The following is a 26,069-nucleotide window of genomic DNA, read 5'->3' as shown; positions in this document are numbered from 1 at the left end:
GTTATAATGATATAAATTTATTCGGTTTTATTCATAATGATAAATTAAAAAAATGACAAGAACAATAGCCGGTTAATTCTTCTTTTTACATGGACAAAGTAGACTTTAAAGAATTCATCGAAAAAGTGCGTCAAGCCAACGACATCGTTGAAGTGGTGAGTGAATACGTGGTGCTAAAAAGAGCCGGTTCTAAGTTTAAGTCGCTTAGCCCCTTTAAGAAAGAAAAAACACCCTCTTTTTTTGTAGATCCCCAAAAACAACTCTTTAAGTGCTTTAGCAGCGGTTATGGAGGGACGGTGTTCGATTTTATCATGTATTATGAAAAATTGGATTTTATAGGTGCATTAAAACATCTTGCCCGAAGAGCGGGATTGAGCTTTCCCTCGTCCTTTCGCTACGAAGAACAAAATGAATCCTTGAGGCAAAAGCAAAAATTGTGGGAACTCCATGAGGCTGTTGCGGAATACTGGACGAAGATCCTGGTTGACGAGCCTTCCGGGGAGCCTGCCCGGGCCTATCTCAAAGAAAGGAATATAGATTTATGTATAGCAAAAGAATTTGGCCTCGGCTATGCCCTAAACAGCTGGGATGGATTGCTTAGGTGGGCATCGACTAAAAAGGGGCTCCTCGAAATGCTTGAGCCGGCGGGACTGGTTATTCGAACAGAGCATTCAAAAATATACGATAGATTTCGAGGCAGGCTCATGTTCAGGATCACCGATGAAGCGGGGAAAGTCGTTGGTTTTAGCGGTAGGCTTATTGAAGGAGAACAGGGACCTAAATATCTTAATTCTCCCGAAAGTCCCATTTTTACAAAAGGAAAAATTCTTTATGGCTTCCATAAGGCAAAGAGAGCTATTGCAGAAACAGGCAAAGCGATTTTGTGTGAAGGTCATATCGATCTCATACGACTCCATGCCGCCGGATTTTCTACCGCCGTGGCTACCCAGGGTACTGCACTAACCGAACATCAAGCAGGATTATTGAAAAGATTTTGTTCCGAGGTCTTCGTAGCTTATGATGGAGATAGGGCTGGTGAAGAGGCAGCATTGAGGGCGTCGGAGATACTCCTTGCCGAGGGGCTTGAAATCAAAATAGCGCAGCTTCCTCCTGGAGAGGATCCCGATAGCCTGATTTCTAAAAAGGGAAGAGAGGCGTTTGAAAAAGTCCTTGAAGAAGCCCTTCCTTATCCTTCGTTCGTTTTAAACAAAGCTTGCCTGGAATATTCTCCCCAACAAGCTTTTGGCAAAAGCAAAATTGCCGAGAAGATGGCGGGACTTCTTATCAAAATAAGTGATCCTGTCCGCCGTCATACGGCTAGTTTAGAGGTAGCTGCCCGGCTCGGGATCAGCTTGGAAATTTTCGAGCAAAAAATGGCTCAACTCGACACGGCCAACAAAAGACCTGAAGAGCTGAACCGCAAAGAAGATCAAGAAAAACAGTCTTGGGGAGAAAAGATTCCCCCGGTAATACTAGAAAGCCTTTGGTTTTTAATGGAGTATCCCCAGTTTATCGCTCATTTCAAAGAAACATTCCCTGCTGGAGTTTTATCCGCTATGCCGGCAGCAGAATTATTGATAAGACTTTATGACTTTGAGGAGGCGCAAAAGACGGTATCGATTAGTTCTTTTCTTGAAACTCTTTCTCAAGAACAAAAAGGGATCGTCGTTTCTTTTATGTTTCATCCTCTTCAAGAAAAACCTGAAGGTTATACTCCAGAAGAGCACTGTAGGATCCTTCAAGAAGGTTTGTTCCTTTTGTGGAGGCAAAAATGCCTTGAAAGAATAAAGCTTCAAAGCCAATCGGGGATACTTTCGGGGCAAGAAATTTCAGCAAAATTAAAGGAGATTGTTGACTTAGCAAGAAAGCTTCTATAATTTTACTACTCATTGTCAAAAATGCTCAAAGACTGATTTCAAAAGCTCTTCTCTATGAAAAAGAAAAGCAAAAAACCCGGTGATATTGTCTCTCTATCTTTAAGCCCTTCATCTTCTAACCCGAGCGATTCCCCCCCTGAAACTGATGCTAAATATGGAAATGAGCAGCGGAGTGAAAAAGCTTTAGATGGATCCGCAGGGAGTTTGTTCTCTGATAAGAATTGTTCCTCTAATTTACTTGTCTTGGAAGATCGACAGATCGCTTCCAGGCTGGCAAAAATTTGGGATGAGTGCCCGGATAAGCAGGAGAAGCTGCGGACCTTGATTAAATTGGCTAAGGAGCAAGGATATCTAACTTATGACGATATCAATGAAGCCCTTCCAGAAAGTGTAAATAATTCGGAAGAAATTGAGGCGGTTTATGATTTTCTAAGAACCCTAGAGATAGACATTATCGATAGCTCGGATGTTGACAATGCTAAGGCGGTTACAGCTCTAGATGCAGAGGAGATCGAAGGCAAGGAATCAAAACTGGACATCGTTGATGATCCTGTACGGATGTACTTGAAGCAGATGGGGCAAGTTCCCTTATTAACGAGGGAACAGGAGGTGGAAATTTCTAAAAGAATTGAACAATCTGAAGCTATGGTCAAGAGCTGCTTGCATAGCTTTCATTTTATTGCCAAGGAGTATTTAAATCTGGCTAAAAAATTAAGACAGGGTAAAGAAAGGTTTGACCGTGTAATCCAGGATAAGCAGGTGGAATGTCGCGAGGAATATCTGGCGAAACTACCCGAGCTCATAGAGAGATTAGAGCTGTTGATAGAAAAAGTGGATTCTCTTTATTCCCAACTCCTCGACTGTCCGGAAAAATCTAAAGAGAGGAAAAGCTTGGAAAAAGAGCTCCAAAGGCAAAAAGGATGCCTAGAAAAAATATATGAAAAATTTTATTTTAAACAGAAGGTTATCGAGGATTTCGTTCAAACCAGTGAAAGTTATTATCGTGAAATAATAAGCCTAGAACAAAATTTGGAGAACTTCGAAAAAGAAGAGGCAGATCCCCAAGAAAGGGAAAAAAATCTCAAGGCCGTTCACTCAAAACTACGGGAACTGGAAAAGCAGATCCAACTTCCCCTGCCTGTTTTTAAAGAAAAGCATCAGGAGTTAAAACAATGGCTGAATGAGGCGATTAAGGCTAAAAGTGAAATGGTGGAAGCTAACCTGAGGCTTGTTATATCTATTGCAAAGAAATACAGCAACCGAGGGCTTTCCTTCTTGGACCTGATTCAAGAGGGAAACATGGGGTTGATGAAAGCGGTTGAAAAGTTTGAGTACAGGAGAGGGTACAAATTTTCAACTTATGCGACCTGGTGGATTAGGCAAGCTATAACCCGGAGTATTGCCGATCAAGCCCGCACTATTCGGATTCCTGTGCACATGATTGAAACGATCAATAAACTTATGCGTGTGCAAAAACAATTAATCCAGGAACTAGGCAGGGAGCCTACTCCTGAAGAGATAGCGGATGAAACCCAGATGAGCGTGGATAGAATACGGACGATCATTAAGATGGCCCAACATCCTATCTCTCTTCAAGCCCAGGTTGGGGAAAGCGAGGATACGACCTTTGGAGATTTCATTGAAGACAAAGCCGCTGAAAATCCTTCCGAGATGACCGGTTATTCTTTGTTGAGGGAGAAAATTAAAGATGTACTGGGAACGCTGACCGAACGAGAGAGAACCGTTATTGAGCAACGTTTTGGATTGCTTGACGGTTATCCTCGAACCCTGGAGGAGGTAGGCAAACAGTTTCGGGTAACTCGTGAAAGAATCCGACAGATCGAAGCCAAAGCCCTAAGGAAAATGCGTCATCCTACAAGACTGCGTCATTTGAAAGGTTTCCTCGAGGTAGACCAGCTTTTTTAAGCTTTTTCTTTAACCTTTTATATTCTTTGTTTAAAGGGCCGGGATTTTGTGTCCATTCGCCTATTTCGAGGATCGACAAGGAGGGCTGGCGGCTGGAAAAAACCCAACGAATATATCAAAAAACATGCTCGATTGCGGAAGCAACTCTGCTACAATTAAGCTATACAGGAGAACGGTACTTATGGGAACAAAAATCGAGGATAGAGCTCCTCTTAAGGATAAAAGTCTAGAGCTTGCTATTCAAGCAATCGCCAAAGAATTCGGTGAAGGGTCCATTTTGCGGTTGGGAGATGATCGATCCAGGCTTCAAATTGAAACCATCCCAACGGGTTGCCTAGTCATTGACAAGGCCTTGGGGGTGGGAGGCTTCCCCAGGGGGAGGATAGTCGAAATTTATGGTCCTGAGTCCTCGGGTAAAACGACCTTGGCTCTAACGGTTATCGCCCAGGCTCAAAAAATGGGAGGGGTAGGCGTAATCATTGATGTTGAACATGCCCTAGATCCACAATACTGCAGAAAATTAGGGGTAAACATGAATGAACTGCTTATTTCCCAGCCTGACTCAGGTGAAGAGGCTTTGACGATTGCCGAAACTCTTATTCGCTCTAATGCGGTTGATGTCATTGTCATTGATTCTGTTGCCGCGTTGACTCCTAGGGCCGAAATAGAAGGACAAATGGGAGATGCGGTTGTTGGCGCTCAAGCTAGGCTTATGAGCAGCGCCTTAAGGAAATTGACGGCACAAATAAGCAAGGCTAAAACCGTTTGTATTTTTACTAACCAACTTAGGGATAAGATTGGAGTCATGTTTGGTAATCCCGAGACGACGCCGGGAGGGAAAGCTTTGAAGTTTTATGCTTCTGTCAGGATAGACATCAGGAAGCTAGCCCAATTGAAGGGGACGGATGGAACCGTTTATGGAAACAGAACAAAGCTGAAAGTCGTAAAAAACAAGGTGGCTCCTCCTTTTACCGAATGTGAATTCGATATTCTTTACAACGAAGGGATATCCAGGGAAGGTTCTCTGATCGATTTGGCTATTGAAGAACAGATAGTCGAAAAGAGAGGTTCATGGATTTATTTTGAAGGGACACAACTAGGGCAGGGTAGAGAAGCTGTAGTCAGCCTTTTGAAAACGGATGTCAATCTTTGTGCTAAACTTGAAGCTGCAGCCAAGGAAAAGATTTATGGGAAAAATTCTGCTCCGGTATCGGGCAGTTAAGGAATGACAAAGGAAGTTTTTTTTAAGATTATCTGTTTGTCCTATCGTTAAGAAAATCCCGCTGTTCTTCAAGTTTTTTGATTTTCAGGGCAAGGCTGTTTTTTTCTTCTTTCCAATCTTCAATTTTTTCTTTGGGGGCTTTAGAAAGAGTCTGTTCATCAGACAGTCTTTTTTCTAAGAGCAAAAGATCTTTTTTTAATCGTGTCAGTTCTTTGTCGATCCGTTGTTTTTCCAATTCAAAATTAATGAGGCCTTCTAAAGGCAAAAATATTTCTCCTAGAGGAGTTAACACGGCTGGAGTTTTAACGAGAGGACGAACATCGATGGAGAGAACCGAGGATGCCCCAATAAGGCCACTGAATACAGCTTTTTCAAGGTCGGTTAATTCTTTTTCTTTCTTTATAAAGAACTTAACTTTTTGATTGAGGTTAGGACAATAAAGAGACCGGAGAGTACGAACGGCAGCAGCCGCTTCATAAATAGCGCTGGCCATCGAGGAAGCAACAGGATCATACAGAGGCTTTCTTAAAATATCTTGGAGTTCTTCTCCCGGCCACTTTTCGAATTGAATGGAGGATCGTCCAAAACCCATTTTCTGCCATAGTTCTTCGGTTACGAAGGGGACGAAAGGATGAAGCCACCGGAGAATGATTGACATCGTGTAGTCGAATGTTTCATAGGCTCCTAAATGGGTTTCTTTACAATCGAAAGCAAGCTCCCACTTCATGGCTTCAATAAATTTTGAGCAAAATTCGTTCCAGACAAATTCATAAAGAGTAATGGCGGCCTGGTTAAATTCAAAACAATCAAAAGCTTCATTTAAAAGAGAGGAAGTTTGGCCGACTTTTTTCAAGATTTCATGAGAAAAAGAAGATTTGGGATGTATCCAGGGGTTGGGATGGGGATTGGTTTGCCCAAGGCGATTTCTAAATCGGCAGGCATTCCAGAGCTTGTTGCAGAAATTTCTTCCTTCTTCAATTTGAGATTCATCAAAACGGATGTCTTGTCCTTGAGGGGCGATACGCAAAAGACCAAATCTCAAGCCATCAGCCCCATACTTGTTGATAAGCTCGATTGGGTCAGGGGAATTTCCCAGGGATTTAGACATTTTTCTTCCCTGTTTATCACGAATAAGACCCGTAAAGTAGACTTTACGGAAGGGGATGTTCTGTTGAAGGTCTTCGGTCTGGCTAGGCTTAAATTCTAATCCTGCAATGACCATTCGGGCAACCCACAAAAAGATAATATCTGGGCCTGTAACCAGGACGTCAGTAGGATAAAATTTTTTTCTTGTCTCAACATCCATGGTCTCATACGCCCAAAGCCACGAAGAAAACCAGGTGTCGAGTGTATCCGGATCGGGCTTCCAACCTTCACCTGGAGATTCCAACTGGCAAACAAAGGAGCCGTTTTTCCACCATACGGGAATGGGATGTCCCCACCATACCTGGCGGGAAATACACCAGTCTTGAATGTTTTTTATCCAGTGTTCGTAAACTTTTTCCCAATAGGAAGGAAAGAAAGAAATGATTTTCTGTTTGACCACCTCCAAGGCTTCTGTTGTTTTGGGGTACCTTAAAAACCACTGTTCACTGATTCTCGGTTCAATAGCCACATCGGCACGTTCGCTGAACCCTACGACATGAGAGTAGGGTTGTTCGGATTCTAAAAGTCCTAGCGAAGAGAGCAGCTCTGCGGCTTTTTTCCGGGCTTCAAACCGATCCAATCCGTGAAGTTCAACTACTTCAGGACAATTAAGTTTAGCCTCTGCTGTGAGAATGTCTCGAATGGGAAGGTTGTGTTCAGTTCCAATCTCAAAATCGAGCTTGTCGTGGGCCGGGGTGATCTTGAGCACACCCGTTCCAAATTGAGGATCGACCCTCCGATCGGCGATAATCGGTATCGGTTCTTTGGGGAAGGGTCTTAAACAGAACTTTCCTATAAACTGCTTGTAACGGCTGTCGTCAGGGTGAACGGCTAAAGCGGAATCAGCGGGGATGGTCTCGGGTCTTGTGGTGGCTACGGTTAGTGAAACAGAGGGATCGTCGAAGAGCCGGTATCGAACAAAAAAAAGGACACCATCGATTTTTTTAGGAATCACTTCTTCATCCGAAAGAGCCGTTTGTGAGGCAGGGCACCAGTTGATCATCCGCTTTCCCCTGTAGATCAATCCTTTTTGATAAAGCCTTATGAATGCGTTTGCAACGGCTTGGCTATAGGCAGCATCCAGGGTAAACCTTGTTCTCTGCCAATCTGCCGAACATCCCAATTTTTGGAGCTGTTCCAATATTTTCTGAGAATGGTTCTCTTTCCATTCCCACACGATTTTCAGAAATTCTTCTTTTGATAATGTTTGGGGATCGATTTTTTTAGTTTTAAGCAGGTATTTTTGTACGGCGACTTGAGTGGCAAGGCCGGCATGATCAAGTCCGGGCAGCCAAAGGACTTCTTTGCCTTCCATGCGTGCTTTTCGAGACAAAATATCCTGAATGGTATTGTTGAGTACATGACCTAAAGTAAGTACGCCTGTGATATTGGGAGGAGGCATAACGATAGAAAAAGAAGGCTTGGATGAATGGGCGTTGGCATGAAATATTTTTTGTTCCAACCACTGTTTATAAAGCCGGTCTTGTACGGTGAGCGGTTCGTAAGCCTTAGGGAAAAAATTTTCGGTATGCATCAGCTCTAATTTATCATTGATAAAACAAAAGGGAATGTTTTCTAAAAACAAGCTTGGGATTATCCTTTATCCCTTTTACCAGATTTTCTCATTTTTTTGCAGAGCACAAGGCACGTCCAAATTCAGGCAAACTATGTTCTCATTTACGATTGCATCCCAAACCCCTTTTCGTTGGCTTGGAAACGGCGTTTGCCCAGTGACCGGTTGAGCTGATTATAGACTATTGGGAGAAAAGGTGCAACTGTTGATCCTGTTAGGGATAGGCCGTTTAGCGATGAGGATGGCTAAAGAATGAAAAATAACAGAAGAAAGAGAATGAGATTGTTTTTTTAAAATTTTCTTCTATTATGTGTTTTTGCTTTATGCCTACTTACCTGATTTGGGATTCGATCAGCGATGATTTAGCCCATCAAATACTTTTATGTGCACAAAAGTCAGATAAAAAGCTCTATCGACTTTTGCTTGACATGGTTTCCAAGGGAATAGGGATGAGACAAAGCAAGTTATTAGAAATGCCTAAAACCCAAAGACACTCGCTATGTAAAAAACTGCTTTCCCATCCTCGGAGTGAAACCATGAGTTTTTATCTTCTCTCTCATTGGCTTATAGAAACTCAGAGTCCGATGTTGTGTCGCTGGTTGGACATTTTAGGGATAGTTCATGATGAAAAAGGGGTTGTGGAAGATGTCCCTGACGAGCCCGATTTAGAGACTTTACGGAAGGCTGTCGATAGGCTTTTTGAAGAGTTTCCCAACGAATATGTCTCTATATACCTTCAAGGGTTTTATGAAATGGAGGGGGTAAGATGGAAATCTCTTGGAAACTTAATATCCTCCGATCCCCGGTTCAAGATAGGAAAATATCAACCCCTGGCTTTGTGAATCATGAGTCTTTGCGAAGCGAATGCCCCAGAAGAAAAAGAAATGCGTTTTGAAGAAGCTTTTAAAAAGCTTCAAGAGATTGTTCACAGCTTGGAGTCAGGTCAATTGCCCCTAGAAGATCTTCTCCAGAAATATGAAGAAGGAAGGAGACTGTTGAAAATCTGCGATGATAAACTGAATCAAGCTGAACAAAGAATAATCCATCTCTCTCGTCGAGAGAATAACAGTATTTAAAATGAGGATTCTTAAGTTTTTTTTAATCGTGGAGGGAAGATTATGGAGAAGTTGCTCGATAGAATAGATAGTCCGGCGGATCTTAAAAAACTTCAGGTTTCGGAATTGACGAAACTGGCCGAAGAGATCCGTCAGGAGATGATCACGGTACTTTCAAAATGTGGAGGTCATCTAGGTCCAAACCTCGGCGTTGTGGAACTAACCCTTGCACTCCATTATGTCTTTGACGTTCCAAGGGATCATTTTGTTTTTGACGTGAGTCATCAAGCCTATGTCCATAAGCTGATTACGGGAAGGAAGAATAGGTTCCACACGATTAGGCAACATGGAGGAATTTCAGGGTTCATGTCTCGGGAAGAAAGTGAGTATGACTGTTATGGCGCCGGCCATGCCGGAACCGCCCTATCCGCTGCCCTGGGGATGGCGGTAGCCCGGGATAGGAGAGGGGGAAAAGAACACGTCATAGCCCTTTGTGGAGATGCCGCTTTTACCTGTGGAATTACTTTCGAAGCATTGAATAACGTCGCTTCCACAACTCAAAGGCTTATTGTCATTCTTAACGATAATGAGTGGTCAATTGACAAGAATGTAGGAGCCATAGCCAGTTATTTCAACAAGATCGTTACCAACCCGGCTTACTCTTACCTGCGCGATAGGGTTGAGAAGGTTTTGGAAAAATGGCCTGGGAAAAATGTTCTCAAGGTGGCTAGGAAAGCTGAAGAAGCCTTTAAAAGCCTCCTTTGGCCTAGCGTGATTTTTGAAGAGCTGGGGTTAACCTATCATGGTCCCATAGATGGGCATGATATTGCTCGGTTGATATCCACCTTTGAATTTCTAAAAAACCAGGAGTATCCGGTTTTACTCCATGTTATTACCCAAAAAGGAAGAGGTTTCCCTCCTGCATTGGAAAAGCAGAAGAAATTCCACGGGCTTGGGCCTTATAACCCGATTACTGGAGAAACCCCTTCGAGTCCAAGAAAGACTTTTTCAGAGGTGTTTGCTGAGACAATGATTAAGCTTGCGGATATGAACAGGAATGTCGTTGCCATAACCGCTGCCATGCCTAATGGAACAGCTTTGGACAAGTTTCAACCCAAGTTTCCTGACAGGTACTTTGATGTGGGTATAGCCGAAGAACATGCGGTCATATTTGCGGCGGGAATGGCGACCAAGGGATTCAAGCCTTATTGTGCAATTTATTCCACTTTTCTTCAAAGAGCCTATGATCCCATAATCCATGATGTCTGCTTGCAGAAGCTACCCGTTGTTTTCTGCTTGGATCGAGGCGGGCTGTCCGGGGATGATGGGCCGACCCACCACGGGCTTTTTGATGTAGCCTATTTAAGAACGGTTCCCAATATTACGATCATGCATCCCAAAGATGAAGATGAATTGGCAGACATGCTTTTTACGGCCATGCATCATCCGGGACCTGTAGCCATTCGGTATCCTAGGGGTAGCGGCAGTGGAGTCGCCGTAAAAGAACGTCCTGAACTGATTCCCATAGGGAGAGCGGAGGTGATTAAGCATGGAAGAGATGTTGCGATATTCAGCTTGGGGATCATGGTGGAAATGGGGAAGGAACTCGCACAAAAGCTAGAAGAATGTGGTTATTCCGCGGCCTTAATCAACCCAAGGACGGTTAAGCCTTTTGATCGAGGAACGCTGGAGTTTTTTGCAAGGAGTGTTGATCTTATTGTTTCTATTGAGGACCATGTTCTTGCAGGGGGATTTGGTTCTCTTATTCTTGAGGAGCTTCAAGCCCTAGGACTAAGAATACCCGTAGTGAGAATAGGCTGGCCGGATAAATTTATAGAACATGGCAAAGTGGACATTCTAAGGAAGAAATACGGGATTACCGTGGAGAACGCCTTGGAGCAATCTCTAAAGATTTTAAAGCATCCTAAGTCCGACACTAATCTTGAAATTGCTTGAGGACACGAACTAAACGATATGAAAATTGTTTTGGCCTATTCGGGGGGATTGGATACTTCTGTTATTTTACGGTGGCTCAAAGAATCTTACGAGGCTGAAGTTATTGCTTTTTGTGCCGATTTGGGGCAGCAGGAGGAACTTGAAGGTCTAGAAGAAAGGGCAAAAAAACTCGGTGCTTCAAAGTGTATCATTGAAGATCTGACCAGGGAGTTTGTGAGTGATTATGTTTATCCGATGATTAGAGCTGGAGCCATCTATGAAAACCAGTATCTTTTGGGAACAAGCATAGCGCGTCCTCTTATAGCTAAAAGACAAGTGGAAATAGCCAAGAGAGAGGGAGCGGATTATTTAGCTCATGGGGCAACAGGAAAAGGAAATGATCAGATCCGATTTGAATTGACCTATGCTGCTTTGGCGCCGGACTTAAAAGTCATCTCGCCGTGGAGAGAGTGGAATTTCAAAGGAAGGGAAGACCTTATCGCCTACGCCCACAAGCAAGGTATAGAAATACCGGTCAGTCCTGAAAGACCTTATTCTATGGATAGGAATATACTCCATATCAGCTATGAAAGCGGGGTGCTTGAAGATCCATGGCAAGAGCCTCCCCGTGATCTGTTCCGGTTAACGAGAAATCCTGAAGAAGCCCCAGACCGCCCGGAGGTAGTCGACTTGGAATTTGAAAGGGGCAACTGTGTTGGAATCAATGGGAAGATAATAGAGCCCGTAGAAATACTACGATCTCTAAACGCATTGGGGTCCAGGAATGGGATTGGGAGGATTGATATAGTAGAAAATCGCTTTGTAGGCATCAAATCCAGGGGGGTCTATGAGTGCCCTGGAGGAACGATTCTCCATTTTGCACACAGGCAGATCGAAACTCTCACCCTGGATAGGGAGGTTATGCACCTGCGGGATAGCTTAATTCCCAAATATTCGGAGCTGATCTATAATGGGTTTTGGTTTTCACCGGAGAGATATTTTCTTCAATCGGCATTTGACCAGAGCCAACGGTTTGTGACGGGGGTTGTCCGTCTCAAGCTTTATAAGGGGCATCTTACGACTTTGGGAAGGAAAAGTCCTTATTCCCTTTATAACCCTAAACTGGCGACGATGGAATCCGATCAAGGAGCCTACGACCCCAAGGATGCTACCGGTTTTATTCGTCTCCAATCCTTGCGGCTAAGAACGATAGCCTCTTCTCAGAAAGAAAATATGTAATTACATATCCCTGGTCGATATTATGCCTATTTGATCCATGACCACTCAAGGGGGTGGTTTTTTTGGTATAGCCAAAAAGGATGATCTCCAAGGGAAGATCAATTCAAGCTAAATAGCCCTCTATTCTTTTATTGCTCCGCGGATTCTCCTATGCCAATCGTCGCAGAGAAGATCCTTTTGTGCGTTTGGATTTTGGATATACAAGGGGTTAGTCTTAAAAAACTCTGATATTTTAATTGCAGAAGATAGGATATATTTGCAAAGGTGGTGACTCGAGCAGGGCTATTTGGGTAATAGCAGGCAGTTGCCCCCCCTGTCAAGAAAGCTAAAGAACATGCTCGGGCAGTTATTGAAGATCAGGATATGTTCTGATGAGGAATAGACCGCATAAAACGGCCTAACCGTTCCTTGATTTTGCCTTAATTCGGGGCCATAATGTGAGGAGTGACTAACGAAGCCTTGAAAGAGGAAGTCAATGTAATTATCGGTGATCTTGCCCTTCCCGGAACATTGGAAATTCCTCCAGGGGCTAGGGGAATAGTCCTTTTTGCTCATGGGAGCGGAAGCAGTCGTTTTAGTCCTAGGAACCAGTTTGTAGCCAGGAAGTTGAGGGAAAAAGGGTCGGCTACCCTTCTTTTTGATCTTCTTACTTCTGATGAAGAAGCTGAAGACGAATTTAGCGGGATCTACCGGTTTGACATAGGGCTGCTTGCCCAAAGGCTTGTAGGAGCAGCACATTGGCTTAAAACACAAAGACTGACAAGGAGCTTTTCAATAGGATTTTTTGGTTCAAGCACCGGAGGAGGGGCTGCTTTAGTCGCAGCCGCCGAGCTAGGGGAAAAGGTAAAAGCCGTGGTTTCCCGTGGAGGAAGGCCTGATTTGGCGGGAGAATCCCTCGCAAAAGTGAAGGCTCCTACCTTGTTTATTGTGGGCGGCCTAGATGAATTTGTTTTGAGACTTAATGAACAAGCCCTTGACTTGCTTCGGTGCGAAAAAGAACTGGTGGTTATTTCTGGTGCTTCACATCTTTTTGAAGAACCTGGAACTTTAGATCAGGTAGCCAACGTTGCCGCTGATTGGTTTTCCAGGCATTGGCCCAAATCCCTCTAAAAGATTTAAAAAACGGTTTGGAGCTAAACTCTAGTATTGCAAATAGTGCGTAATGGTGTATTATGTAGGGCATGGAAAGCACTATGAGCACGGGCCGGGCGGCCAAGCTGCTGGGGGTCTCGGTCAAGACCATGCAGCGATGGGAGCGTGAAGGCCGACTAATTCCTGCGGCGCGGACCGACAGCAACCGAAGGCTTTACACCGAATCACAGCTTCGTGATTTTCTCGGCCTGCGCCATGCGGTGTCCGAGCCGGCGCGGCTCATCATCGCCGATCGCTGGTATCCGAGCAGTCGCCTGTGTTCGGTTTGCGGGTGGAAGAACGAGGCGCTGACGCTCAAGGATCGGAGCTGGACGTGTCCCGAGTGCGGCACGCACCACGACCGCGACTTCAACGCGGCGCTCAACCTCAAACGGCTGGCAACCGCAACTGCCCTACCCGTGGCGAGTCCGTCTGGTAACAGCGGCACTGCGGCAGAGATGGTCTCTGCCGTAGTCGGGAAAGTTACGCCTGTCAGAGACGATTCCGTTGAGGAATCGGGGCAGGAAGAGAACAGTGCGCACCTTTGCGCACGTTTTTGATAGCAGACTGAGTCCTGCTATGCCGATCTTCATTAGGCCTATCTCAAGGACTGCTGGAGAAGATCGAGGCTTTCTTTTAGTACGCTGACAATGGTTGCGATCTGCACTTCATTCACGGTTAAAGGAGGAGAGATGAGCAGGGCTTCTCCTGAGAAACCATCCGCCATTCCTTGGCAAGGATAGAAAAATACCCCGAGGTCGAGGGCGGTTTTTATAACCTTGCTAAGAGAGCCTTCCGTTGGATCAAAAGGTTCTTTTGTTTCTTTGTTTCGAACGATTTCCACTCCCCAGAAAAGTCCTTTGCCCCTGATGTCTCCGACTAAAGGATGATTCAGCAGTGTCTTTTTTAAAGAGTCTCCTAAAAAAGCACCTATGCGGCTTGAACGTTCCACGAGTTTTTCTTCATCGATAAGTTCAAGAATTTTTGTGGCGATAGCACAGCCCAAGGGATGGGATGTATAGGTATAAAACATGAAATTTTTTGCCTTTTTTTCGCAATTCCGGACGAGTTCTTCTTTGACGGCGATCATCCCCATGGGGCTGTATCCACCGGAAAGGCCCTTAGCACTGACAATGATGTCGGGTTCTATATCCCAATGTTCAAAGGCAAAGCGTTTTCCCGTTCTTCCAAAACCTGTCATGACTTCATCCATGATCAATAAAATCTCATGTTTTTTGCAAATTTCGGCGATTTTAGGCCAATATTCATCGACGGGGACAATAGCTCCTCCACTAGCTCCTATAATGGGCTCTGCAATAAAGCCGGCTATACTTTCTCCGGCTTTCGTTTTAAGTAGATCTTCTAGAGCCTGGGCACAAGCAATACCACAAGAAGGATAGGACTTGGACCATGGGCAGCGATAACAGTAAGGAGGGGGAATTTTAGGCCAATCCACGAGGCAATGCTCTAGGTTTTTCCTTCTTATTCTATTGCCGCTGGCGGATAACGCTCCAAGGGTTATTCCATGATAAGAAGTAAATCGGGAAAGAATATTTTTTTTCCAGGGTTTATTTTCCATTGCCTGATATAAAAAGGCAAATCGAAAGGCAGCCTCTACCGCTTCCGCTCCCCCCGTTGTAAAATAAAACCTATATGCTTTGGATGGAACCCACTCGGCTAATTTCTTGACCAGGTCTTCTAAAGGTTTTGACGTCCACAAGGGAACGATATAATTAAGGGTTCTGAGCTGATCTAGCGCTATTTTTGCAATTTCTTCCCTGCCTTGACCGACATTGACCACCACCGCTCCCGAAGCCGCATCGAGGATCTTTTTTCCCTCTTTTGTGTAAAGGTATATGCCCTGGGCTCTGCTTATGTACAAAGAGGGAAAGTCCGCAGGAGGATGAAAGAAATGACAAGAGGAACCATCCATATCAGTTTTATTTGTAATACAACAAGTTTAGGGCAAGGGTAAACCAAAAGGAAAGAAGAATAGATTGGTATTTTGATTTAAAAATAGGGAAAATTTTTAGCACCATGATCGGATTTAAGAAGATATCTCCTCTTACGGCCTTCTCAATTGTTGTTGCCAACATGATCGGCACCGGTGTCTTTACGACGGTGGGGTTTCAAATAAAAGAGATCTCTTCAGCTTTTGTGATCCTCTGTATATGGATCATGGGCGGTATCATTGCCTTGAGTGGCGCTCTTTGTTATGCCGAATTGGGGGCGCGTTTTAAAAGATCGGGAGGAGAATATATTTTTTTGAGTAAAATTTATCATCCCCTGCTCGGTTTCCTAGCGGGGTGGCTTTCTGTGACGATAGGTTTTGCTGCTCCTTCGGCAGCAACCGCAATGGCTCTTGGCAAGTATTTTAGTTATGTTTTCCCCACCATTCCTCCCTTATGGATATCCCTTTTTTTATCCGCTTTTGTCTATGTTTTTCATCTTCGTAGCGTGAGCTGGGAATCGATTTTCCAAAATATCTTCATCGTCATCGAGATTGGATTAATCTTTTTTTTTATTTTCAATGGTATTGGGCATATGGATCTTCGAGCGGCCGATCTTTTACCTAAACCGGCGGAGTTGTCGGTTTTTTTTAGTCCCCCTTTCGCCTTATGTTTTATCTATACCATGTATTCGTATTCGGGCTGGAATGCCGCGGCCTATATTGCGGGAGAGATCGAGAATCCTAAAAAAAATATCCCCCTGTCCCTTATTTTAGGGACAACGGTAGTGATGATTATCTACACTTTACTGAACGGAATATTTGTTTTTTCTGTTCCCAGGGAACAAATTTCAGGTCAAATCGAAGTTGGAGCTATCGTGGCCAAACAAATTTTCGGTGATTGGGGTAGCCGTTTTGCAGGTTTTTTGATCGGCATATGCCTTCTTTCCTCCCTGAGTGCCATGGCATGGATAGGTCCAAGGGTGGCTGCAGCTATCGGTGAAGACTATCCTGTTTTTAGGATCTTGAGTAAACGTTCGAGTGATGGCGTTCCCTATGTGGGCTTGATGCTCCAAGGCTTAATTATGTTTTGTTTGCTCTTGAGCTCCTCTTTTGCACGAATCATTACCTATGTGGAATTTTCCTTGGGACTTTCCACGGTTCTCACGGTTCTAGGCGTTATCGTCTTGCGAGTCAAGGAACCGCTAGCCAAAGGGTTTTACTCTACTTGGGGTTATCCTTTTACTCCCCTACTCTATGTCATTGTTGAATCCATAGTACTCCTGCAGGTTTTTCGACAACGACCTATCGAGTCGCTTCTCGGGTTGTCGACTTTTGGGGTAGGTGTGGTTGTGTATTTTTTCTCCAAAAGAGGGGTCGGTTCTTTCAACGATAAAAGATAATCTTGCTTCTTGATGCCTTTTTTTGTCTTGAATAGCAAGGAGATAAGTATTATCACCGAGTTCCAGCTTACACTGAGCTGCCATTCTTTATTCGAGAAGATGATGAGTCTAAGAAATAAAAGTTTTTTGGTAAAGTCCGGCCTTTTGTTGTTCCTTTTGGGTTGTATCCCGCTATGGAGCCTTTTTGGTCAGAACGAGCAAGAAGAAGTACTCCCCTCCGGCCCTTCAAATAAAATAAGCATAGATACGATCAGCTTATTTTTAGGAGGGCTGCCGGTGGAGAAAAAACAATCCGAGCTTCTTTTTGATTACGAAAAGACCCAGTCATGGCAGCTGTATGCAGCTTCCTTGGAAAAGCAATGGCAAAAGCGGGACTTGTGGTCGTGGAAACCCATTCGGGATTTCTCTAAAGAAAAACTAAGTCGATTGATTGATCCGGCTTTGCCGGTTTTTTACCCTTTTAGTGGGCCTGATTTAATGTTTCCCCTGAGTCTCTTTCCCCTAGCAACAGTCTATGTTTTGGCGAGCCGAGAAATGCCCGGCAGATGCCCGAGCCTGGAATCGGTGAAAACTTTTGAAAAAACTTTCCCTCTTATTTTATCTTCCTTGCACAGTTATTTCAAAGCGGGTTATTTTGTGACCAAGGAATTGCGCCAGGATCTTTCCCTGCTTGGTGGAAACGTTCCTCTTTTTCTTATCATGATCGTTCGTTCGGGGGCTAAAATTGTGGATTGCAGAACTACGGCTTCAACAACCATCATTCGGTTTTACAGCCATGGTGAACTTAAAACTTTATATTACTTTCAGTCCGATCTCTCCAATGGAGGAATCGAAGATAGCCTGATGCGTTTTCTTTCTTCTCTTGGATCTTTCAATACCGTTATTAAATCGGCTTCCTATCTTCTTCACGGGGAGGGTTTTTCTTCTTTAAGGGGATTTCTGCTTTCCCACAGCCAAGCAATCGTGCAGGATGACAGCGGTGTTCCTTACCGCTATCTTGTTGGTGCAGGTAGAAAAGTTTTCCTATTTGGAGTTTATACCCCCCCTTTAAACATTTTCAGGGAGTTTTACCAGAAGGACTTGGAAGAAGCTTTTGCAAGTCAAGACCATGAGCCTCTACCCTTTGGCTTTGGGTACAAGTGGAATCCAAAAGAGGCAGGACTGATCGTTGCTTTCAAGCCTGAAGGCTAAAGTTATGGTAATTCAAGAAAGCTAAAAAGGAAGAAATCGGCGGCATTTAATGTTCTCGAGATGTTACCCATTTGCCCCCAAAAGGAGCTTGAGGAAAGTTCTATCCGAAAAACCCCCGCCGTGAGATTGCCTAACAATAATTAAATGCATTGAAGGAATGACAAACATCCTTTGGTTGGCCGAACCGATGGATTCCACAAGATCGGAAGGAGCATCATTACATAGAGAGCCGTTTTTCCAGTTCGCTTTTTCCCAGGGTTTGCTGAGTTCCGTTTCAACATCGATTTCTCTGCCGTAGGGAGCAAGGGAATTAACCCAGAATCCTATGCCATAAAGAGGATTGATAGGGCTACCTTGAAAACATTCTCTTAAGTATTCCCAAGAAATGATTTTTTTTCCTTTAAACCAACCTTTATTGAGGATCAGTTCTCCTAATCTGGCCCATTCTCTAGCGGTTAGCCGAAATCCAGCGGCAAGGAGAGGATTGCCATGACCGTCTCTTTTAAATTCCACGTTGTGGATTTCCAACGGTTCCAGGAGGTTTTTCTCCATGTATTCACAAGCGGTCATCCCCCTTTGGCTTAGCTTTCGATTCAGAAGTTCGCAAAATATCTGTAAATGGCTGGGGCCATAAGTGAAAATGGAACCAGGGGCCCTGACAGGTTTTAGCAAAAGGGCATGGAAATTCCTATCCAAGAAACCATCATTATGCAAGTAAAAGGCGGGTTCTATCCCATCTGTAAAATGAAGAAGATCATAAACGGTAATTTTTTTCCTGAAGTCGGCTGCTTCTTTCCATTCTTGGATTGTTAAACATACGGGTTCATGCAGGGAAAGGATCTTTTCTTCTTGAGCCTTCATGGCGATTACTCCCCAAAAACCTTTTGTGCCGCTGAATATCCGGTGGCGGAGAAGGGGGCCATTGCCGGCTGAATATTCTTCATGAAGAACCTGTCCATCCTTGATAATAAGGAGGGACAGGTGGTTGTGGACCCTGGAATAAGCGGCGGCTTTCTGGATTTGTAGAGCCGGGAAAAAGGAGGGGGATCGGGGAAAAACTGAAGGGCTTATAGAAAAGAATAACAAGATCAAAAAAAGAAACCAAAAAACCCTTGGGCAAACTTTCATACAAAATTGTCATTTTTTTGTTTTATTTGCAGAGCTTTGTTTAAAAAATCCCTTTTTTGGCTCCAGGCAATCTCGTTTTTTTTTTGGTCAAGCCTCGAGTTTTTTGACGGGCTTTTTCCTTTTTGTTTTTTTATGATGGGCATGTCGGGGTGAATCGGAAGCCTTGGAAAGGGGAGCCCAAATTTCGGCCACGGGAGTGATCCCAAAATCTCCGAGACGTTTTTCTTCAAGTATTCCTCGACCAATGGCAACGGCTAAAGTGTTCCTATACGAAGCGGAAGCCAACAGTTTATTTTCGTAGGGGTTGGTCATGAACCCGCATTCACACAAAACGGCCGGTATGGTGGGATTACGTGTGAGACGTAACCGGCGACGGATGACACCGAGATCTTTTTCTCCCGTGATTTTAACAAGGCTTCTTTGTATTCTTGTGGCCAATCCAAAACTATTGGCATGCCAGAAATAGGTTTTAATTCCCCTTGCATGGCGATTAGAAAGGGCATCGAAATGGATGCTTACAAGGATTGTTCCTTTGCCTAAGCGGTTAGCGAGATTAACCCTCTCATCCAGGTCAACGAATCGATCCCCTGTTCTTGTTAATATCACTTTTAGCCCTGATTTTCGTAGTTCATGGGCAAGCCTACGGGCAACATCGAGGGTCAATTCTTTTTCTACCAGGTAATAGCTTGTTCTTTTCCCGCTTGTTCCTCCCGTATCTATCCCCCCATGTCCGGGATCGATCAAAACTTGAGAAAAGTGGTCAATGGCCAAAACAAAGGAAGAAGGAAAAAGAAAAAAGAAAACAACCAGATAGAGAAAATAAATCACAACTCCAAAGCTTTTTTGCTGTTTAATTTGCAAGTATAGTTTTAAAAAAGAACCTAATCAAGCCTTAAGCATTGCCGCAAAAGATTCTTCTAAAGATTGAACTTGGGATTTTGAAAATACTTCTTTAAGCCTTTACAAGGGAATGGAAAATCGTTTATAAAACCAAGGACGTTTGTTTTTCCTTTAATTTTTTTCTTTTAAGATTACCGATCGAATAAGAGAGTATTTTTAAATTCTGCTATCAAAAACGTGCGCAAAGGTGCGCACTGTTCTCTTCCTGCCCCGATTCCTCAACGGAATCGTCTCTGACAGGCGTAACTTTCCCGACTACGGCAGAGACCATCTCTGCCGCAACGCCGCTGTTACCAGACGGACTCGCCACGGGTAGGGCAGTTGCGGTTGCCAGCCGTTTGAGGTTGAGCGCCGCGTTGAAGTCGCGGTCGTGGTGCGCGCCGCACTCGGGACACGTCCAGCTCCGATCCTTGAGCGTCAGCGCCTCGTTCTTCCACCCGCAAACCGAACACAGGCGACTGCTCGGATACCAGCGATCGGCGATGATGAGCCGCGTGCCGTAGCGCCTCGCCTTGTACTCGATCTGCGCGCGAAACATCCCCAAGCCCACGTCGCTGATGGCACGGGCCAGTCGGTCGTTTGCCAACATGCCTTTGACGCGCAAATCCTCGATCACCACCGCTTGGTTTTTACGGCAGAGCCGGGTCGTGAGCTTGTGGGTGAAATCCGCTCTGACATTGGCAACGCGGGCGTGCAGCCTTGCCAATGTCGCAGCAGACTTCCTGCGGTTGTTGGAGACGGGAAGTTTGGTGCCTTTGGGCAGACGAGCTTGAGGAGCAAATCCGGCGGCAACCTTGGCGGCTTCGATCTTGCGGCTTAAGCGTCGGCTACGGATTCTCAATCGGCGCAGAGCGGCTTTCAACGGTCTGGGAGCATCAATCGCTTCGCCACTTGAGAGGGTGGCTGCTGCTTTGACGCCAAAGTCAAGGCCCACAACACCATCGCCCGTGCGGCGGCGATGGAATATGCGGTCTGGCACTTCGACCTGAATCGCCACAAACCAGCGATCCGCCGTGCGAGAGACGGTGGCGCCGAGAATCTTGCCCTCAAAGCGCAGTGCCTCGGCCATGGCGACTTCGCCCACTTTGGGCAGGCGAATCGTCTTACCGCTGACCCGAAACTTGTCGTTGGCCACATAGAAGCTGTCGCGGCAGCGGCCTTTCTTCTTGAATTGCGGTTCAGACGCCGGTTTGCCCGCTTTGCGGTCGGCAAAGTAGCGCTTCCAGGCTTTTTCCAGGTACGCAAAGGGCTGCGCGTGGGCGTCCCGATGGATGGTCTTGAGCCACGGCTGCCCGTCCTCGTCAAGCCACTGCGGGTCGCGGTACTTGATGGCGTTGAACTGCTTTTTGAGCGCCATCGCGTTGGGTTTACACCCGGCGGCATACCGGCGCTTCCACTCGTCCAGCGCCCAGTTCCAGACGCGCCGCGCGGTGCCGCAGGCGCGGGCAAAGTAGTCTGCCTGCTCGGGCGTCGGACGAAGGGCGATTTTGTGGGTCAGTTGCACGGCTTCACACCTGTGTCGCGTTGGTCGCGTCCAGCTTCAGCGCTTCGTTGAGCTTTTTTCGGTAGTTGTGCAAACCGTAGAGCCGGGACGAGAAGCAATTCACGATGGTCATCAGGTCCTGCACCATTTCCTGTTCGGGCGACAGCCGCTCCTGGTTGAGCACGAGAAGTTCGCACCCATTCCTATTGGCGAAATGCTCGAACCACTCGAAGCCAAACCGGGTGAGCCGGTCGCGGTGGGCAAGGATCAGGGTTTTGACCTCTCGCCGTCCAATGGCGTCCATGAGTTCCAAAAAGCGCTTGCGCTTGAAGTTCAGTCCGCCACCGACCTCTTCGATGAACTCGACGTTCGCCAGTCCCTTTGCCACCACGAACTCTTCCAGCACCTTGCGCTGATTAACAAGATCGGGCTTCTGTGCGGCGCTGGAGACGCGGCAGTACGCGATGAGCCGCGTCGGCTCGGACACCGCATGGCGCAGGCCGAGAAAATCACGAAGCTGTGATTCGGTGTAAAGCCTTCGGTTGCTGTCGGTCCGCGCCGCAGGAATTAGTCGGCCTTCACGCTCCCATCGCTGCATGGTCTTGACCGAGACCCCCAGCAGCTTGGCCGCCCGGCCCGTGCTCATAGTGCTTTCCATGCCCTACATAATACACCATTACGCACTATTTGCAATACTAGAGTTTAGCTCCAAGATTATCCCATTTCTTGTACTATAACAAGGCCTCTTTGGCAGCCCCTACATATTCATCGGCATGGTAAGAACTGCGGACTAAAGGGCCGGATTCCACGTGATGAAATCCCATTTTTAGAGCAAATTCTTTCCAAGCGTTGAATTCTTCCGGGCTGACCCATCTATCAATGGGAAGATGGTCTTTTGAAGGGCGCAAATATTGACCTAGGGTAAGGATTCTTACCCCGATGCCGTAGAGATCTACAAGAGTACTTTCAATCTCCCCTGTTGTTTCACCTATGCCGAGCATGAGGCCGGTTTTTGTGGGAAAACCTTCTTGGGCGGATCTCTTGAGAATCTCCAGCGATCTTTCGTAACGGGCTTGGGGTCTTACTCGTTTTTGAAGCCTGGGCACGGTTTCCACGTTGTGGTTTAAGACATCGGGTCTTGCTTCAAGAACTGTCAGGAGACTTTTCATGTTTCCCCGAAAATCGGGAATGAGCACTTCGATTTTTGTTTCAGGATTGAGGGCTCTTACTTCCTTGATTGTTTGGGCCCACATTTCTGCTCCACCGTCTTTCAAGTCATCTCTGGCTACAGAAGTAATGACCGCATATTTTAATCCCATAGCCTTGATTGCAAGAGCGACATTCTTGGGTTCTTCATAATTAACAGGAAGGGGTCTTGCTGTAGTCACGGCACAAAACCGGCAACTTCGGGTACATCGATCCCCAAGAATCATCAATGTAGCAGTTCTCCTACTCCAACATTCTCCAATATTGGGACAAAGGGCACTTTCACAGACGGTATGAAGGTTGTAAGAACGAACGATACCCCGTATTTCATTATATGCAGCCCCTCCTGGGATTTTTGCCCTAAGCCAGGGAGGTTTTCCATTGGGCTGTGGCTGTTCCATAGATAGTCAATTAATGGGGAACTTTATTAATTAATCAACAGATTTATCAAAAAAAAATAATAGTTGTTTGCATGCCGATCGTAGAAATAATAACGGAATGAAAGTACTGATAACCTGTGGGCCGAGTTATGAGCCTATAGATGAGGTAAGGAGGATGACGAATTTTTCTACGGGCAAGCTTGGTCTTGAATTATCATCTTATTTCAGCAATCGGGGAATAGAGGTCGTCTGCTTACTGGGAAGTCTTTCATCTTTACGGCCGGCCGCTCCACCCTTTGATCTGTATCTCTTTGATACGAATGAAGGATTATGGAAAGAAATAAAAAGGCTGGCCCCGGATCATCATTTTGACGCCGTCTTTCATGCGGCTGCCCTTTGTGACTTCCAGGTCCGAGAAATCGTAGATCAGTATGGGAAAGGAGTTCTTAAAACAAAGATTGCAAGCGATAGGGAATATTGGATTAGGGTTGTGCCTGCTCCAAAATTGATAGAAAAATTACGCGCGATCTTTCCGGAGGCCTTGATTGCGGGATGGAAGTATGAAGTAGAGGGTGATCACAAGACGATTCTTTCAAGGGGAATGAAGCAAATAGAACGCAGCGGCACAGATTACTGTGTTATCAATGGTCCGGCATATGGGTTAGGCTATGGCATTTTAAATAAAGAAGGCCGGATTATCCATGTGCCCTCGGTTGAAAAAATTGGGGATTTTTTTCTTCCTGAATTAAAGTTAAAAGAAAAATCAGCTTAAGGGGTGGAAATTATCCCCTTTTCATCTTAATAATGGAATAGAGAGTGGCAAGGCCGACATAGCCGAAGCCAAGGGTATGCAAGAAAAGGGTGGGCAAGGAAAACCAAAAATGTTTCTGTATGGCTTGATATAAAGCTATACCAAAGACCGCCGCGAAGAGGGTTTCTAAAAGGGGAAGGGTTATTTCATGTTCGACCTTGTAGATGGGTTTATCGGAATTGAAAAAACCATTTTTGGGTGTTCTTACAAAAACATTGTTTTTGCCAAACAACCCATCTATGACTGACTTGGTATTAGCAAAAGTCATGCCAAGAGCCACGGCCATGGAAAAAGGAAGGATGAGGAGGGCGCCGGCTTCAAGGTTCTTGCTTAAGAAAATGACGACGGCAAAATAAGAAAGATAAAACAAGGAAATCACAGAAAAAAGCATCCCCGAAACTTCCAAGGTAAAAGATTGAGGAAGAGGCGAGCAGAAAAAACTAATCGCATTGAGTATTACCAAGACTGCAACAATGGGATGAATGGAGTGAGCCAGAAGGTGAAAAAGTCCTTCAATTTTAGACCCAAGAGAATATGAGCCCTTAAACAGGGAAAAGAGATGTTTTTTTGCCGTTTGGATTGCGCCTTTTGCCCACCGGTGCTGTTGGGTTCTAAAAGCGACGATTGGAGAGGGGAGTTCACTCGGTACAACCATCTGGGGTGTATAAACAAATTTCCACCCTTTAAATTGAGCACGATAACTAAGATCTAAATCTTCGGTAAGCGTGTCTCCCTCCCATCCTCCCGCATCGATAATACATTTTTTCCTCCATATACCTGCTGTTCCATTAAAGTTAAAAAACAAGTTGTATTTATACCTGACCGGTTGCTCGAGAAGAAAATGCCCATCCAGGAATAAGGCTTGGCAACGGGTAAGGAGACTTGCTTGGCGATTCAAATACCCCCATCGGGCTTGAACCATGCCGACATCCCGAGAACGAAAATAGGGTAAAGTTTCTTTAAGAAAAGAAGGGGGAGGAAGAAAATCGGCATCAAAAATAGCGATAAATTCTCCCTTCGACCTTTCCAAGCCGTATTGCAGTCCTCCAGCTTTAAATCCTTCCCTTGTTCCCCTGCGCAGTTGGTATATGTCGAAGCCTTTTTTTTGGTACTCGCAAACCCATTTGGATATAATCGCCGTGGTTTCGTCGGTAGAATCATCGATAATCTGAATTTCCATTTTGTTTTTGGGATAATCGATTTTACAAACAGCATGGAGAAGTCGTTCTACGACAGATTTTTCGTTATATATGGGCAACTGGATCGTCACCTCCGGGTAAGTATAAAAAAGGGCATCTGTTGGTGCCTTCTTATCCCGATGCGATCCCATCCATAACCTCAATATGAGGCTCATCCGGTAGATGCCGTAAATGAAAAGAACTAGCGCAAGAATTAAAAACCAAAAGGATATCATGGTTAATTGTCCTCAGTTGGGTGTTGTGTTTTTACGAATTGGAATGAGCAGCCATGCAACTGAAGAGAGGGAGGATATACATAGAGCCAGTTTATATAAAGGATAAAAAGGGCTTACCGTCCTCTTTAAAATCATGTTCATAGGCGGAATTTTTTTAACGTGCATCCTTAACTTTGCGCTCGAATATATTCGGGCAAATAAGATGAATATCAAGACAAACCATTTATCTGCTTCTTTTTGATGAAATCAAAGAAAAAAACAAGCCAAGATTTTATTATTTCAAGACTCTTTTTGATGATGCTTTAGAGAAGGCCCTTCCCTTCAGACTCATGGTCTTGGACCTTTTAAAAGGAAAAGGGTTATGTTTTGAACCGTGTTTTTGCCGGATTTAAAATAAGAGGAAAAGCCTAGAAGGATAAGAGGAGAAAGCTGTTAAGGGGAGGTGACGGCTAGTTCTTCAATAATCCATTTCCCTTCTTTTTTCTTCCAACGAACATAGTCGCATACTTGTGGACTTTTTAAAAAAAAGCTTTTGCCTTTCTTTTTCCATTTGTCTTTGGATTCTTTCTTAAGAAGATCGCGATAGGTCAAGCCGGCGGCATGGTTGGGGTCGAACAACTCTTTATAGGTGGGTCCCTCCATCCTCGAAGAGTAAAAAGTACGGGGAGTCGTTTTTGTTTTATCGAAAAAAAGGTGAAAGAGAGGACCTTGCATTTGAAAATCTTTTTCAATTTGCTTCTGGTCGACTATCCACTGGAAACGTGGTTTTGAAAGATCACCCTGGGTATAAATAAACAAAGAAGCGGTTTTTTTCTTGGGAAAACAACGGATGATTTCTTTTTCTTTTTGGTTTCTAACGGCTTCTATGTATTCTTTCATCCTGTCTTTGAGGCTTTTGCCACGGGCGTCGGCAAGGTTCATAAAGAATGCCAGGAAGAAGAAAAGAAAAAAAAGAGGGACAAAAGAGGGATGAGGTCGGAAAGGGACAGACATAACCTTAAAATTTAAAAGGAGTACATTGTCCATGAAGCGATAAGTAAGCTATGCTACTGAAAAGAATAACATAGCCTAAAATATTAAAAATGGCATTCCAATCGGGTT

Annotated in this window: 20 protein-coding genes and 2 pseudogenes; 13 read left to right on the top strand and 9 right to left on the bottom strand. The window is 44.9% G+C overall.

Annotated elements, in window-relative coordinates; genetic code table 11:
* The first annotated feature begins 89 nt into the window (after positions 1 to 89).
* The 3 genes from dnaG (at position 90) to recA (ending at position 5,025) form a co-directional block, all read left to right on the top strand.
* A complete protein-coding gene (gene dnaG / locus MINF_RS06840; protein ID WP_012463881.1) occupies positions 90 to 1,877 on the top strand; it encodes a DNA primase in 1,788 nt (595 codons plus the stop codon).
* Positions 1,878 to 1,931: 54 nt separating this feature from the next.
* Positions 1,932 to 3,803 (top strand): RNA polymerase sigma factor RpoD, encoded by a 1,872-nt coding sequence (gene rpoD, locus MINF_RS11900; RefSeq protein WP_012463880.1) that lies wholly within the window; start codon positions 1,932 to 1,934, stop codon positions 3,801 to 3,803.
* Positions 3,804 to 3,984: 181 nt separating this feature from the next.
* Positions 3,985 to 5,025 (top strand): recombinase RecA, encoded by a 1,041-nt coding sequence (gene recA, locus MINF_RS06830; protein WP_048810500.1) that lies wholly within the window; start codon positions 3,985 to 3,987, stop codon positions 5,023 to 5,025.
* A 28-nt stretch (positions 5,026 to 5,053) separates the two neighbouring features.
* Here the strand turns inward: recA and MINF_RS06825 are convergent, their stop codons facing one another.
* Positions 5,054 to 7,705: a valine--tRNA ligase gene (locus MINF_RS06825; RefSeq protein ID WP_048810499.1), complete on the bottom strand. Its 2,652-nt coding sequence runs from the start codon at positions 7,703 to 7,705 to the stop codon at positions 5,054 to 5,056.
* Positions 7,706 to 8,067: 362 nt separating this feature from the next.
* On the opposite strand from MINF_RS06825, the gene MINF_RS06820 reads away from it, so the two are divergent.
* From MINF_RS06820 to MINF_RS11450, 7 genes and pseudogenes are all read left to right on the top strand, one after another.
* Positions 8,068 to 8,586 (top strand): hypothetical protein, encoded by a 519-nt coding sequence (locus MINF_RS06820; protein WP_148205183.1) that lies wholly within the window; start codon positions 8,068 to 8,070, stop codon positions 8,584 to 8,586.
* Positions 8,587 to 8,589: 3 nt separating this feature from the next.
* Entirely contained in the window at positions 8,590 to 8,820 is a 231-nt protein-coding gene (gene xseB, locus MINF_RS06815) for an exodeoxyribonuclease VII small subunit (protein WP_012463874.1), read from the top strand.
* Positions 8,821 to 8,862: 42 nt separating this feature from the next.
* On the top strand, positions 8,863 to 10,755 hold the full coding sequence (gene dxs / locus MINF_RS06810) for a 1-deoxy-D-xylulose-5-phosphate synthase (protein ID WP_012463873.1): 1,893 nt from the start codon (positions 8,863 to 8,865) through the stop codon (positions 10,753 to 10,755).
* Between the two features lie 18 nt (positions 10,756 to 10,773).
* On the top strand, positions 10,774 to 11,973 hold the full coding sequence (locus MINF_RS06805; protein ID WP_012463872.1) for an argininosuccinate synthase: 1,200 nt from the start codon (positions 10,774 to 10,776) through the stop codon (positions 11,971 to 11,973).
* Between the two features lie 444 nt (positions 11,974 to 12,417).
* Positions 12,418 to 13,083, top strand: coding sequence for a dienelactone hydrolase family protein (locus MINF_RS06800; RefSeq protein ID WP_012463871.1), 666 nt, complete (start codon positions 12,418 to 12,420; stop codon positions 13,081 to 13,083).
* A 71-nt stretch (positions 13,084 to 13,154) separates the two neighbouring features.
* Positions 13,155 to 13,349: pseudogene (locus MINF_RS11860) on the top strand (MerR family transcriptional regulator); the annotation flags it as partial.
* A pseudogene (locus MINF_RS11450) lies at positions 13,341 to 13,664 on the top strand (zinc ribbon domain-containing protein); the annotation flags it as partial. The pseudogenes MINF_RS11860 and MINF_RS11450, both read left to right, overlap by 9 nt.
* A gap of 38 nt (positions 13,665 to 13,702) precedes the next feature.
* On the opposite strand, the gene MINF_RS06790 reads toward MINF_RS11450, so the two are convergent.
* On the bottom strand, positions 13,703 to 15,037 hold the full coding sequence (locus MINF_RS06790; protein WP_012463869.1) for an aminotransferase family protein: 1,335 nt from the start codon (positions 15,035 to 15,037) through the stop codon (positions 13,703 to 13,705).
* Between the two features lie 104 nt (positions 15,038 to 15,141).
* Between MINF_RS06790 and MINF_RS06785 the strand changes: the two genes are divergently transcribed.
* On the top strand, positions 15,142 to 16,455 hold the full coding sequence (locus tag MINF_RS06785) for an APC family permease (protein WP_048810236.1): 1,314 nt from the start codon (positions 15,142 to 15,144) through the stop codon (positions 16,453 to 16,455).
* A gap of 12 nt (positions 16,456 to 16,467) precedes the next feature.
* Positions 16,468 to 17,646, top strand: coding sequence for a hypothetical protein (locus MINF_RS06780; protein ID WP_238523461.1), 1,179 nt, complete (start codon positions 16,468 to 16,470; stop codon positions 17,644 to 17,646).
* Between the two features lie 63 nt (positions 17,647 to 17,709).
* Here MINF_RS06780 and MINF_RS06775 read toward each other — a convergent pair whose 3' ends face one another.
* The 5 genes from MINF_RS06775 to lipA all read right to left on the bottom strand — a co-directional run bounded on the left by MINF_RS06775 (position 17,710) and on the right by lipA (position 22,764).
* Entirely contained in the window at positions 17,710 to 18,774 is a 1,065-nt protein-coding gene (locus MINF_RS06775) for a serine hydrolase domain-containing protein (RefSeq protein WP_012463865.1), read from the bottom strand.
* 87 nt (positions 18,775 to 18,861) lie between these two features.
* Positions 18,862 to 19,602 carry an N-acetylmuramoyl-L-alanine amidase family protein gene (locus MINF_RS06770; RefSeq protein WP_148205182.1) on the bottom strand — a complete coding sequence of 247 codons (741 nt, stop codon included), beginning with the start codon at positions 19,600 to 19,602 and terminating at the stop codon, positions 18,862 to 18,864.
* A gap of 241 nt (positions 19,603 to 19,843) precedes the next feature.
* The gene (locus tag MINF_RS06765) at positions 19,844 to 21,178 is read right to left on the bottom strand and encodes an RNA-guided endonuclease InsQ/TnpB family protein (RefSeq protein WP_012463863.1); all 1,335 of its coding nucleotides are present in this window, start codon (positions 21,176 to 21,178) and stop codon (positions 19,844 to 19,846) included.
* Between the two features lie 4 nt (positions 21,179 to 21,182).
* A complete protein-coding gene (locus tag MINF_RS06760) occupies positions 21,183 to 21,815 on the bottom strand; it encodes an IS607 family transposase (protein WP_012463862.1) in 633 nt (210 codons plus the stop codon).
* 73 nt (positions 21,816 to 21,888) lie between these two features.
* Positions 21,889 to 22,764, bottom strand: coding sequence for a lipoyl synthase (gene lipA, locus MINF_RS06755; protein WP_012463861.1), 876 nt, complete (start codon positions 22,762 to 22,764; stop codon positions 21,889 to 21,891).
* A 97-nt stretch (positions 22,765 to 22,861) separates the two neighbouring features.
* On the opposite strand from lipA, the gene MINF_RS06750 reads away from it, so the two are divergent.
* Positions 22,862 to 23,515 carry a phosphopantothenoylcysteine decarboxylase domain-containing protein gene (locus MINF_RS06750; protein WP_148205181.1) on the top strand — a complete coding sequence of 218 codons (654 nt, stop codon included), beginning with the start codon at positions 22,862 to 22,864 and terminating at the stop codon, positions 23,513 to 23,515.
* Positions 23,516 to 23,525: 10 nt separating this feature from the next.
* Here MINF_RS06750 and MINF_RS06745 read toward each other — a convergent pair whose 3' ends face one another.
* Both MINF_RS06745 and MINF_RS06740 read right to left on the bottom strand, forming a co-directional pair.
* Positions 23,526 to 24,968 carry a cellulose synthase family protein gene (locus tag MINF_RS06745; protein WP_012463859.1) on the bottom strand — a complete coding sequence of 481 codons (1,443 nt, stop codon included), beginning with the start codon at positions 24,966 to 24,968 and terminating at the stop codon, positions 23,526 to 23,528.
* 432 nt (positions 24,969 to 25,400) lie between these two features.
* Positions 25,401 to 25,889: a hypothetical protein gene (locus MINF_RS06740; RefSeq protein ID WP_148205180.1), complete on the bottom strand. Its 489-nt coding sequence runs from the start codon at positions 25,887 to 25,889 to the stop codon at positions 25,401 to 25,403.
* Positions 25,890 to 26,069: the final 180 nt, after the last annotated feature.

This window comes from Methylacidiphilum infernorum V4 (assembly GCF_000019665.1).
Classification (GTDB): domain Bacteria; phylum Verrucomicrobiota; class Verrucomicrobiia; order Methylacidiphilales; family Methylacidiphilaceae; genus Methylacidiphilum; species Methylacidiphilum infernorum.
This window is presented reverse-complemented; position numbering and strand designations above follow the sequence as displayed.

Excerpts from the sequence above, each read along its gene's own strand:
- xseB (WP_012463874.1), top strand. The coding sequence starts at position 8,590 with ATGAGTCTTTGCGAAGCGAATGCCCCAGAAGAAAAAGAAATGCGTTTT.
- MINF_RS06825 (WP_048810499.1), bottom strand. The coding sequence starts at position 7,705 with ATGCATACCGAAAATTTTTTCCCTAAGGCTTACGAACCGCTCACCGTA.
- MINF_RS06775 (WP_012463865.1), bottom strand. The coding sequence starts at position 18,774 with ATGAAAGTTTGCCCAAGGGTTTTTTGGTTTCTTTTTTTGATCTTGTTA.
- rpoD (WP_012463880.1), top strand. The coding sequence starts at position 1,932 with ATGAAAAAGAAAAGCAAAAAACCCGGTGATATTGTCTCTCTATCTTTA.
- dnaG (WP_012463881.1), top strand. The coding sequence starts at position 90 with ATGGACAAAGTAGACTTTAAAGAATTCATCGAAAAAGTGCGTCAAGCC.
- MINF_RS06780 (WP_238523461.1), top strand. The coding sequence starts at position 16,468 with ATGCCTTTTTTTGTCTTGAATAGCAAGGAGATAAGTATTATCACCGAG.
- MINF_RS06785 (WP_048810236.1), top strand. The coding sequence starts at position 15,142 with ATGATCGGATTTAAGAAGATATCTCCTCTTACGGCCTTCTCAATTGTT.
- lipA (WP_012463861.1), bottom strand. The coding sequence starts at position 22,764 with ATGGAACAGCCACAGCCCAATGGAAAACCTCCCTGGCTTAGGGCAAAA.
- MINF_RS06805 (WP_012463872.1), top strand. The coding sequence starts at position 10,774 with ATGAAAATTGTTTTGGCCTATTCGGGGGGATTGGATACTTCTGTTATT.
- MINF_RS06750 (WP_148205181.1), top strand. The coding sequence starts at position 22,862 with ATGAAAGTACTGATAACCTGTGGGCCGAGTTATGAGCCTATAGATGAG.
- dxs (WP_012463873.1), top strand. The coding sequence starts at position 8,863 with ATGGAGAAGTTGCTCGATAGAATAGATAGTCCGGCGGATCTTAAAAAA.
- MINF_RS06790 (WP_012463869.1), bottom strand. The coding sequence starts at position 15,037 with ATGGATGGTTCCTCTTGTCATTTCTTTCATCCTCCTGCGGACTTTCCC.
- MINF_RS06740 (WP_148205180.1), bottom strand. The coding sequence starts at position 25,889 with ATGAACCTTGCCGACGCCCGTGGCAAAAGCCTCAAAGACAGGATGAAA.
- MINF_RS06745 (WP_012463859.1), bottom strand. The coding sequence starts at position 24,968 with ATGATATCCTTTTGGTTTTTAATTCTTGCGCTAGTTCTTTTCATTTAC.
- MINF_RS06760 (WP_012463862.1), bottom strand. The coding sequence starts at position 21,815 with ATGGAAAGCACTATGAGCACGGGCCGGGCGGCCAAGCTGCTGGGGGTC.
- recA (WP_048810500.1), top strand. The coding sequence starts at position 3,985 with ATGGGAACAAAAATCGAGGATAGAGCTCCTCTTAAGGATAAAAGTCTA.
- MINF_RS06820 (WP_148205183.1), top strand. The coding sequence starts at position 8,068 with ATGCCTACTTACCTGATTTGGGATTCGATCAGCGATGATTTAGCCCAT.